The organism is Maricaulis sp. (assembly GCF_030149235.1).
Taxonomy (GTDB): Bacteria; Pseudomonadota; Alphaproteobacteria; order Caulobacterales; family Maricaulaceae; genus Maricaulis.
In genome coordinates this window covers 1-2,264 of sequence record NZ_JASBRW010000032.1, presented here as the reverse complement: position 1 = coordinate 2,264, position 2,264 = coordinate 1, and the positions used below count along the sequence as shown (strand labels likewise).

The window sequence follows — 2,264 nt, the reverse complement described above, 5'->3', positions numbered from 1 at the left end:
TCTGATGGATGCTTCATGGGTGCCGGAAGCGAAGTCCTACCCGATGCCTGTCTATCCCGCGGAAGCGGCGTCAGCGGGAAAGATCGGGGCCTGTCTCGTGATGTTTGATCTGGGTTTGGACGGCAAGCCGAAGAATACGCTGGCGACTTGCTCCGATCCCGTATTCGCAAGCTCTGCTGCGGCACTGCCGGGCGCTGCGTTCAAGCCCGTGACCAGGCCGGATGGCCAACCGGTGGAAGTCAAAGGCGTGACATATCCACTTTCCTACTGCATGAGCTGACAGTGACCGGATGTTTCCGGGCGGGTCACACACCGGCCCGGAAACCGCGTCATCCCGCTGCATCTGCTGATGCATGGACAATTGTTCTAATGTAACATAATGTTCCGATTGAGCGGGAGGCAACCGGAACGTGAAACCTATTGCAGCCATCATCACAGCGCTAGCTGTCGCCTTGTCCGCCGGAGCGGAAACACCGAAGGCGCCCGCATGCGCGGAAGGGCAGGCGGTGTCGTTCGAGGATCTTGCCGCCGCTCACAAGGCGATCTTGTATGGCGATTATCACGGCACCCGGGAAATGCCGGCTGTGTTTGCAGATGCGGTGGCGCAGGCGGCAGCAGGGGAGCGGCGCGTGCTGGTCGCGCTGGAATATCCGCCCGAATGGCAGGCCGATCTTGATGCGGTGATGGCGGCGCTGGACGAACTGGCCGCGCTCGACGCCTTTTCGATGCACCATACGAAGGACGGGCGTACCTCCGACGCGATGCGGAACATGCTGTTGCAATTGCGGGCGCTGAAGCTGGCGGGGGCGGATATTCATGTCGTCGCCGCTGATAGCCGCCGGTACCGGACCGATGAGGACAGGGCGGCGGTGTCGGCGCTGGACCTGCCGGACAGTGTCGACCGCACGCTCAGTGTGTGGGATCTCGATCTGGCCTTGCATACGAAAGCGGCTTGCGAGGCGGTCGATTGTGATCTCATCCTGATGTTTGCGGGTAATTATCACACGGGTCTGGCAACGCGGCCAAGCCAGGTCATCGACCCGATGACCGGTGAGGCCACATCAAACCGGGCTGCGACGGCTGGGTTTGTGCTCAACAAATTCACGCCGGTGGCATCGGTGATGTTGGTGCACCGGGGCGGCATGGCCCACAACCGGGTGGCGGGCAAACTCGCGATCCGCGAAGAGCTGGCGACAGCGCCGGATTTCATGGAGGAAGACGGCGTATATTACTGCACCGGACCGCACAGCTTCACCCACATGTTCAGTGTGGGACTTGTTTTTCCGTCTGAAGATACGCTGGCGCCAGCCCCAGAGAGCCAGTAACGGCTTTAGCGGTCGAACAGTTTCGAGACGCTTTCCTCGTTCGCGATGCGGCGGATGGCTTCTCCCAGCAGGGGTGCGATCGGCAGGATGCGGATGGATTTGGACTTTTTCGCTTCGTCCGACGGGGCGATTGTATCGGTCATGACCAGTTCGTCGAGCACCGATTTCTCGATCCGCTCCACTGCCTTGCCGGAAAGAACGCCGTGGCTGACATAGGCCGAGACCGATTTTGCGCCCTGATCTTTCAGGGCCGCAGCAGCGTTCGCCAGCGTGCCGCCTGAGTCACACATGTCGTCCAGCATGATGCAGCGCTTGCCGCTGACATCACCGATAATGTTCATGACTTCCGACTTGCCGGCTTCGGGGCGGCGCTTGTCGACAATGGCGAGGTCGGCATCGTCGAGCCGCTTGGCGAGGGAGCGTGCGCGCACCACGCCGCCGACGTCCGGCGAGACGACCACGATCTTGTCCTTGCCGTAGCGTTCCTTGATGTCGTCGATCATCACCGGGCTGCCGAAAAGATTGTCGGTCGGGATGTCGAAGAAGCCCTGGATCTGGCCGGCGTGCAGGTCCACGGTCAGAACGCGGTCGGCGCCGGCCGTGGAGATCAGGTTCGCGACCAGCTTGGCCGAGATCGGCGTGCGGCCATCGGTTTTCCGGTCCTGGCGGGCATAGCCGAAATAGGGGATGACAGCCGTGATGCGGCGGGCAGAGGCGCGGCGCAGCGCGTCCATCATGATCAGCAGCTGCATCAGATTGTCATTGGCCGGGTGCGAGGTCGACTGGATGACGAAGACATCCTCACCGCGGACATTCTCGTCGATACGGACGAAGATTTCCTGGTCGGCGAAGGATTTCACCTCCGACCGGGTCAGTCTCATGTCCAGATAGTCGGCAATGGCTTCAGCGAGCGGGCGGTTTGCGTTGCAAGCGAGAAGT

The 2,264-nt window shown here is 61.5% G+C and carries 3 protein-coding genes; 2 read left to right on the top strand and 1 reads right to left on the bottom strand.

Going from position 1 to position 2,264, the window contains the following annotated elements; genetic code table 11:
• Together Q1V51_RS04865 and Q1V51_RS04860 are read left to right on the top strand one after the other, a co-directional pair.
• Positions 1-280 (top strand): energy transducer TonB (locus Q1V51_RS04865; RefSeq protein WP_300553615.1); only part of this gene is annotated, 280 nt, incomplete at its 5' end.
• 130 nt (positions 281-410) lie between these two features.
• Positions 411-1,325 (top strand): hypothetical protein, encoded by a 915-nt coding sequence (locus tag Q1V51_RS04860; protein ID WP_300553612.1) that lies wholly within the window; start codon positions 411-413, stop codon positions 1,323-1,325.
• Between the two features lie 5 nt (positions 1,326-1,330).
• Here Q1V51_RS04860 and Q1V51_RS04855 read toward each other — a convergent pair.
• Positions 1,331-2,264: ribose-phosphate pyrophosphokinase (locus Q1V51_RS04855; RefSeq protein WP_300553610.1), on the bottom strand; the 934-nt coding region annotated here is incomplete at its 5' end.